This window comes from Streptomyces sp. NPDC111516, from assembly GCF_055635345.1.
Window position 1 is genome coordinate 38,860 of the sequence record NZ_JBVKBV010000036.1, and the last position, 7,327, is coordinate 46,186.

At 69.0% G+C, this 7,327-nt stretch carries 6 protein-coding genes; 2 read left to right on the top strand and 4 right to left on the bottom strand.

Features of this window, described 5'->3' with window-relative positions; genetic code table 11:
- Positions 1-243: 243 nt before the first annotated feature.
- Positions 244-1,725: an alpha/beta hydrolase gene (locus ACZ7L9_RS35705; protein WP_471421683.1), complete on the bottom strand. Its 1,482-nt coding sequence runs from the start codon at positions 1,723-1,725 to the stop codon at positions 244-246.
- A 407-nt stretch (positions 1,726-2,132) separates the two neighbouring features.
- Here ACZ7L9_RS35705 and ACZ7L9_RS35710 point away from each other — a divergent pair, with 407 nt between their 5' ends.
- Positions 2,133-3,140, top strand: a complete 1,008-nt coding sequence (locus ACZ7L9_RS35710; RefSeq protein ID WP_471421684.1) for an IS630 family transposase — start codon at positions 2,133-2,135, stop codon at positions 3,138-3,140.
- Between the two features lie 24 nt (positions 3,141-3,164).
- On the opposite strand, the gene ACZ7L9_RS35715 is transcribed toward ACZ7L9_RS35710, so the two are convergent.
- Both ACZ7L9_RS35715 and ACZ7L9_RS35720 read right to left on the bottom strand, forming a co-directional pair.
- Complete coding sequence (locus tag ACZ7L9_RS35715) at positions 3,165-4,064, bottom strand: bifunctional helix-turn-helix transcriptional regulator/GNAT family N-acetyltransferase (protein ID WP_471421685.1); 900 nt, start codon at positions 4,062-4,064, stop codon at positions 3,165-3,167.
- 131 nt (positions 4,065-4,195) lie between these two features.
- Positions 4,196-4,438 (bottom strand): hypothetical protein, encoded by a 243-nt coding sequence (locus tag ACZ7L9_RS35720; protein ID WP_471421686.1) that lies wholly within the window; start codon positions 4,436-4,438, stop codon positions 4,196-4,198.
- 75 nt (positions 4,439-4,513) lie between these two features.
- Between ACZ7L9_RS35720 and ACZ7L9_RS35725 the strand changes: the two genes are divergently transcribed.
- On the top strand, positions 4,514-5,050 hold the full coding sequence (locus tag ACZ7L9_RS35725; RefSeq protein WP_471421687.1) for a hypothetical protein: 537 nt from the start codon (positions 4,514-4,516) through the stop codon (positions 5,048-5,050).
- A gap of 55 nt (positions 5,051-5,105) precedes the next feature.
- Here ACZ7L9_RS35725 and ACZ7L9_RS35730 read toward each other — a convergent pair whose 3' ends face one another.
- Complete coding sequence (locus ACZ7L9_RS35730) at positions 5,106-6,554, bottom strand: competence protein CoiA family protein (protein ID WP_471421688.1); 1,449 nt, start codon at positions 6,552-6,554, stop codon at positions 5,106-5,108.
- Positions 6,555-7,327: the final 773 nt, after the last annotated feature.

The window sequence follows — 7,327 nt, forward strand, 5'->3', positions numbered from 1 at the left end:
CGGTAGAGATCGATGCGCTCCGGAACTTTGTCGGCGAAACGGGGAGCGGTGTTGCGTGCGGCTGCTGAGGGACACCGTGCGGTGAGGGTTTTCGTTGTCTTCGACTGGGACCAGAGCGGGGTCCAGCTCACCGGGTTTTGCGACTCTTCAGTATCGCATCGTCCGAGCTGGATGCCGAGAGTCCGCTGTCTGCGGCGGATCCACAAGCCTTTGACAGCGTTGGACCGACGACCCCGCCTGTTGTCAGGGTGTGACGCAGGTTCGTGTGAGGCGTCCTGCGCGGATGAAGTCGTTGAGCAGGCTTGTGGCGCAGGGACCCTGGTCGGGAGTATGCGCGGCGCCGGGGATGAGTATGAACGTGGAGTGGCGGAACTGGGCGGCGGCCTGCCGGCCGTAGGCGGCGCCGGTGTTGGTGTCCAGGTCTCCGGCGAGGACGAGGACGGGGACGTCGGGCATGCGTCCTGAGGGCCGGTACGTGGTGTCCGTGCGGCCGGGCCAGCGTATGCATGCGTCGACCGTGTCCAGCGAGCCTTGGGTCCAGCCTGCCGCCGAGAAGGGTGCAAAAGGCCGGTCGCCAACCCTCTGTTGTCCCTGAAGGAGTTGGGCCTGCCGCGTGGGTAGGGACGCGCTGCGGTGGTACGGAACGGCGTAGTCGTGGCAGATCACCGAGAAGGCCATCGCCACGGAGTGCTGGGTTCCGACGGTGCGGAGGTCGGAGAGCGGTGCGTAGAACTCCTTGTCCAGCCGGACGAGTGCGTCCGGCTGCCCGCGCAGCGCCTGCTGCACGGCGGGTATCAGGCGGGGCCAGTTGTCCGGGGAGCCGCCGGCCAACTGGGTGTACAGCGTCATGAGCTGGCCCTCGTCGATCACCTGGGTGCGGGGACGGCCGGCGGCGGTGAGGGTGTAGCGGATCGGGTTGTGGCGGAGCCGGGCGGCGAGGGCCGCGGTGTCGGACACCGCCTTGTCCGGCTCGCATGTTTGGGAGCTGCGGCAGAAGGCGGTGAGCGCGGTGGTGACGGACTGCGCGTTCGGCCGCATCCAGGGGTCGGTGGTGAGGGGGTATGAGCCGGAGAGCACGATCTTCTCGACGTGCGTGGGGTGGCGGTCGGCGTACACGTTCATCAGATAGGTGCCGTACGACTGGCCGAACAGCACCAGTCGTTTGATGCCGAGCTTGGCGCGCACCGCGTCGAGGTCGTCGGCGATATTCGCCGAGGTGTAGGCGTTGCGCCGGTCGCCCAGCTTCTGCGCGCAGCGTTCCATGGCCCGCTGCAGCCGGGGTTTGGGCAAGGTGAAGACGTCGGGCGGGGTGCCGCACGACTGCCAGTCGGATCCCCCGGTCCCGCGCGGATCCATCAGGAGCAGGTCGTGGTCGCGGCGCAGGTCGTCCAGTTGGGCACTGTATATCTCGGCAAGAGGGATCACGGCGCCGCCCGGCCCGCCCGGGTTGACCGCGATGGTGCCTGCCGCTGGGCGGGAGGTGTCTTTCCGGGGCATGAGTGCGTACGCAACATGTGTCGTGCGCGGGCCGGAGGAGCCGCGCAGCAGCGGAACCGTAAGGGTGCCGCACGTGGCCCCCGTCGGGCACTGCTCCGGGGCGGCCTCGGCCGACGCCGACGACGGCGCCGTCCGTGGGGCACAGGCGGTCAGGGGGATGGGGACCGCCAGCGCGAGGGCGGCTGCCGCCGCTCTACGAGCCCAGCGGGTCAGATGTTGCCGAGTCATGCCGGCCTGCCTTTCCTTCTGTTGCCGTGCCTGCCTGGGCCACTGGCCACGCCACGCGCCCGGACCGGCTCGTCTTGGACGCCCGCTCCGACACTGAACATGATCAGGTCGTCGAGCTGCTGACGCGTTCCGCGGCCCGCATCCCAGGAGCCACCTACCGAGAGAAAACGCCCTGCTCCGGGACCCCTCAGCTCGGCGCCGGCAGCGCGCAGCTGATCAGCAGCGACTAGTGGCTCGTCAGGCAGGCTTGACCAGGTAGTCGACCTGTTGCCCATCGGCCAGCAGACTGTCCCCAAGATCTGATCTTGGAGGTGGTCGTGGGGCGTCGACCGAGTGTGTTCGTCCGGCCGGTGAGCATGGAGGAGGGCCGGAAGCTGCAGAGAATCAGCCGGAGGGCGAAGGACCCGGTGAAACTTCGTCGGGCGATCGTGGTGCTGATGTCCGCCCAGGGCCAGACGGTCAAGGACATCACCGTGCTGATGCGGGTCAGCGAGGACTACGTCCGCGATGTCATCCACGCCTTCAACGAGCAGGGGCTGGACGCGCTTGACCCAAAATGGAGCGGGGGACGCCCCAAGACGATCAGTGACGAGGTGCGCGAGCATATCTGCCTGATCGCCCGGACGTCCCCCGCCGACTGGAAGATCACCGCGTTCTCCACCTGGAGCCTGAGCAAGCTCGCCGATCACCTCGTCAAGCAGAAGGTGACCGCGGCCATCAGCCGGGAGACCCTGCGCCGGATCCTGCGCGCCGGCAAGGTCTCCTGGAAGACCACCACCACCTGGAAGGCGTCCACCGACCCGGAGTTCATCGCCAAGATGCACCGCGTCCTGGCGCTGTATGACACCCCGCCCGCCGACGGGCGGGTGATATGCGTCGATGAGTTCGGGCCGCTGAACCTGATGCCCCGCAAGGGCAAGGCATGGGGGCCGGTGAGGCGTCCGCACAGGCTGCGAGCCACCTACAACCGCTACGGCGGCGTGCGGCAGATGCTCGCCGCCCTCGATCTGGCCACCGGCAAGCTGTACTACCGCATTCACCCGCGCAAGCGGTGGCGCGAGTTCCTCGGCCTCCTCAAGGCCCTGCGCGCCCGCTGGCCCGGGCAGAAGTTGTATGTGGTGCTGGACAACTTCTCCCCGCACAAGCACGCCAAGGTCCGCACATGGGCAGCCGACAACGACATCGAACTGGTCTTCCTGCCGACCTACGGCTCCTGGCTGAACTGGACCGAGTCCGAGTTCGCGGCCCTGCGCTACTTCGCACTCAACGGCACCGACCATCGCAGCCACGATGAGCAGAACGCCGCCATCGCCGCCTACGTCCGTTGGCACAACACCCGCGCGGAACCAAAGACGAACTTCGCGCCCGACTCAGCGATCCGATCACGGACCGATTACCCGGCCAGAGCCGCCTGACAAGCCGCCAGTCCACCTGGGCCCTCATCCGAACGGTGGTGTGCTGATCCGCTTCTCGAACCAGTTGTGGGCATACGGCTCGTCGTTGAAGGCAGCGACCTCCTGGAAGCCGCTGGAGTGGTAGAGACCAATCGCCGCGGTGAGCGCCTTGTTGGTGTCCAGGCGGAGTACCTCGCAGCCTTGCTGGGCGGCTTGAGTCTCCAGCTCGGTCAGGAACCGGCGGCCGAGACCGAGGCCCCGGGTGCGGGGCGCGACCCACATGCGTTTGATCTCGGCCGGGGCGCCGGGGGGCAGCTTCAGGCCGGCGCAGCCGACGGGCTCTCCGTGCAGCCGGGCAACCAGGAACAGGCCGCGCGGTGGCCGGAGTTCGCCCGCGTCAGGCAGCAGGCTCCGCGCGGGGTCGAAGCCGGTCTCAAAGCGTGCCTGAATCTCGGCGAAGTAGGACCGCAGGCAGTGCTGGGCGTCGGGGTGGTCTGGGTCAACCGCGTCCAGCGTGACCGTCGCAGCGGTCAGCAACCGTTCGACCTCAGCCATGGCGGCGGTCAGCCGGGCGCGCTGGGCCGTGTTGAGCGGCTCCAGGAGAGAGCTGGCCAGCTCGTCGCTGCGGCCATCGAGCACCGCGCGCTCAGCGCGGCCCGCATCGGTGAGCCGGATGGTGCGCACCCGCCTGTCCCGGGGCTGCGGCTCCACCGTCACCAGGCCGTCGGCTTCCAGGGAGCGCAGCAGCCGGCTGACGTACCCGGAGTCGAGCGCGAGGTGCTCGCGCAGTTGCCGCACGTCCTGGCCCTCCTCACCGATCTCCCAGAGCAGCCGGGCTTCACCGATGGGCCGATCGCGGCCTAGGTAGTGGTCGTGGAGCACGCCCACACGTTCGGTGACGGTGCGGTTGAACTGCCGCACCTGGTCGATCTGCACCATGTCCATTCCCTGACTTTAGTCAGAGAACCATGTGCGGGGCCAGAGGCTTCAGCCTTCACCGAGACGTTGACCGACGTTCGAGAAGACGGATGCCAGACCGCATGTCGATTACCCAGTCGACGATATGAGCCGAGCCACTAGGACGCCGTGGTGCGCTTCTTCTTCGCCTTCGGCTTGGCCGGTGGCGGTGGTTCTTCTCCGGTGGCGCCGTTGTTCATCCGGGCACTGGCTTCCAGGACCTGGTCGATGATGCGGCGGCGCATCTCGCTCTCGGGATCCTCGCCCAGGTCTTGGGCCAGGCGCTCCGCGGTCAGGTAGTAGCCGGTCAAGACCGGCTGCTCGAAGTAGCGGTTGAGCTGGCTCAGGGTCTGCCCGTACATCTGCAGGTAGGTGCGGTTGAGGAAGGCGGAGAGCGCCGCGGCGACGCCCGCGACCGCACCGAGGGCCAGCGGCCGGTGTACGTCGCGGCGGCGAAGGACACCCTCCGGCAGCTCCTCACCGGCTGGCTGGCCGAGTACGGCATCCCGGTCCTGGTCGTCCGCGGCTTCGCCTCCCAGTCCTACGCCGAAGTCGTACGCCGCCGCACCGCCCGGCACGGCCGTGCCACGCTGCTCTGGTGCGGCGACTTCGACGCGAGCGGCGCGGACATCGAACGGGACTGGGCGCGGCGCACCGAAGACTGCTGGGACGAGGTCCGCCGGGTGCTCCTGACCCGCGAGCAGACCATCGAGTACGAGCTGCCCTCGGCCGAGGGCAAGTACGGCGACCCGAGGTGGCCGGCCTTCGCCGACCGCTACAGGCTTGACCCCGCACTTCCCGCGCAGTGGGAAGTCGAAGCCCTTGAGCCCGCTGAACTCCAGCGCCTGGTCCTCGCCGCCGTCGACCCGTACATCGACCGCGCCGTACTCGCCCGGCAGATCGCCCGTGAGGAAGAACAACGCCGCGCCCTGGCCGCCTTCGTACGGGGCTGGGGCGCGGCGGGAGGAACGTAGCGCTACCGCTGTACTGGTCGGACGACGGCGGTGTCATGCGCAGTCCGTACCGAGCTCAGCGAGCGAGGTGCGCTGCGGGCTGGTCAGCACATGGTGAGCTGCTCGTGCTCGGGCAGGTCGAGGTGGACGACCCGGCTCTGGGGAAGGATGTCGGCGAGCTCGCGCGCCTCCTGTGCGCTGCGGGCCAGGACCAGCTCCTCCGCGAGCTTGGGGCAGGCAGCGGCCAGGCCGGGCAGGGCCGCACGATCCCATACAGCGTCCGCCGCTTGTCGGCCACGTGGACCAGGACGCCGCGGGCGTACTGCGGCCACATCATCGGCTTCTCCGGGATCTCCACCCGCAGGTTCGACGTCCGCCAGGCGTACTCGGCGACGGCGGCGAACAACTCGGTCTGCTGCTGCGACGACAGCCGGCCCCACCACGCCCGCGCGGTCTCCAGGTCCTGGCGCTCTTGCTCCTCACGTTCGGCCTGCTCACGGGCGAGACGGGCCTCACGCTCCACCCGCTCCCGCTCCCGGCGCGCTTCCTCCTCCGCCCACTGCCGCCGCATCTGTTCCATGAAGACGCGGTGCCCCTCCTCCCGCTGCAGCCGCCGACGTTCGTCCTCCTCGGCCTTCCGTACCCGCTCCTGCTCCTCCAGCTCCTTCCGGCGCCGTTCCGCAGCCTCCTCCTGCTCCTGCTGGCGGGCCTCCCGCTCCGCCCGCGCGGCTTCCTGCCGCTGCCGCATCTCCTCGTGCTTGTCCTGATCGGCGATTGACCGCCTCGAGGTCCACCACAGATCCCGCTTGAACTGACGCTGCTCACCATCGACCACCCGGTACACCCGCCGATACCGGCGCAGCACCTCGGCGGGAACGAGCTGCCCCTCCAGCGCCCAGCGCACGAGCCGCTTCAGCGTCTCCTCCCGGAACTCCCACCGCCCGCTCCGGTAGACGAACCCGGCGAGCCCGTCGTCCACCACCCACGGCCCCTCCCGTTCCTCCGGGGCCCGGACGCGGACGGCCGGCACCGCGCTGATCCACCGCGGCGGCCGCGCGCCCGGGTGCACCCAGCACACCCGGATCCCCTCGTCGGCGTACCGGTCGGTGCGATCAGCGATGTCGTCCACCGTGATCTGCGACAGCTGCGCCTCCCAGGCCATGCGCTGACTTCCGTCCGCGGACGAGGCCATGACGTCCGCCCGCCACGATCCGTCCTCGGCCGGCACTTCCAGCGCCGCGAACCACCCGGCCGCCCGGATCGCGCCCGCCATCTCCAACTTGAGCATGTGGTGCTCGCACGACTCGTTCAGCAGCTCGCACGACTTCGGCCGGTCCGGGTCGTGGCAGAAGAACCGAACTCCGTACCGGGAGACCTTCGGGTGCAGGCCCCAGGAACAGTCGGGGCAGGTGAGGGGAACGCGGGGATGGACCTTGTGGATCTGTCGCCATTCCAGGCCGTGTCCGGGGCCGGGGAGGGTCGAGTCGAGGCGGCCCAGTTCAGGGTGCAGCGCGGTGAAAGGCATGAATCGCATCTCCTGGCGATCCGGCGTGCTTGCGGCGTATCTGACAGGACAGCAGATATCAGACACCACTGACAGAGGGCCTCAGTCCGACCGAGACTTCGAAGGCGAGTGGGACGAATGCGCGCTGACCGGGTCGACACCCTCTCGCTCACACATCAGCAGGTACTCGGTCAGACCCCGGCCGTACGCGTCGATCGTGCGGGGTGCACGTCCGAGATCCGTCCAGATCGTCAGCCAAGCCGCTGCCTGCTCGTGCCGCCCCGCCCCCACCACCCACCGACCCGCTGGCAGACCCACGCTCGCCGCGCTGCGCCGCGTCGTCGAACTGACGGAGCAACAGCAGCGCGGCGCGAACCGTGTCTGGTGCGCCGCACCCCTGTCGAACGCGACCGCGCATGACCTCGGATCGCGCCTCGTAGACGCACACGGAAGCGCCGCCCAGTGGTTCCCCCGCTGTTGCCCCACGTGCTGGAAAGGCCGCCAATGACCCCCCTGACAGAACCCGCGCCTGGTCAAGCCGAGTACGACGCCTACCTCAACCACACGCTAATCTGCACGTCCTGCCGCGCTGGGGCGGCCTGCCCCACGGTGGTGCGGCTCGGCCGGGCCTGGCGAGCAGCCCGCGGCCCGGTGCAGGAGGCACGCCGATGATCTGCGTCGTCATCTGCGGACCACGAACTAGTGTCCTGCGCCGGAGATCCGTCGTTAGTTCCTGTATGAGTGTTTCTGCGGGTGTGCCCGCACCGCGTCGTGGTCCGAAGCTGGAACCGTTG

Excerpts from the sequence above, each read along its gene's own strand:
- ACZ7L9_RS35720 (WP_471421686.1), bottom strand. The coding sequence starts at position 4,438 with ATGTACGGGCAGACCCTGAGCCAGCTCAACCGCTACTTCGAGCAGCCG.
- ACZ7L9_RS35715 (WP_471421685.1), bottom strand. The coding sequence starts at position 4,064 with ATGGACATGGTGCAGATCGACCAGGTGCGGCAGTTCAACCGCACCGTC.
- ACZ7L9_RS35705 (WP_471421683.1), bottom strand. The coding sequence starts at position 1,725 with ATGACTCGGCAACATCTGACCCGCTGGGCTCGTAGAGCGGCGGCAGCC.
- ACZ7L9_RS35730 (WP_471421688.1), bottom strand. The coding sequence starts at position 6,554 with ATGCCTTTCACCGCGCTGCACCCTGAACTGGGCCGCCTCGACTCGACC.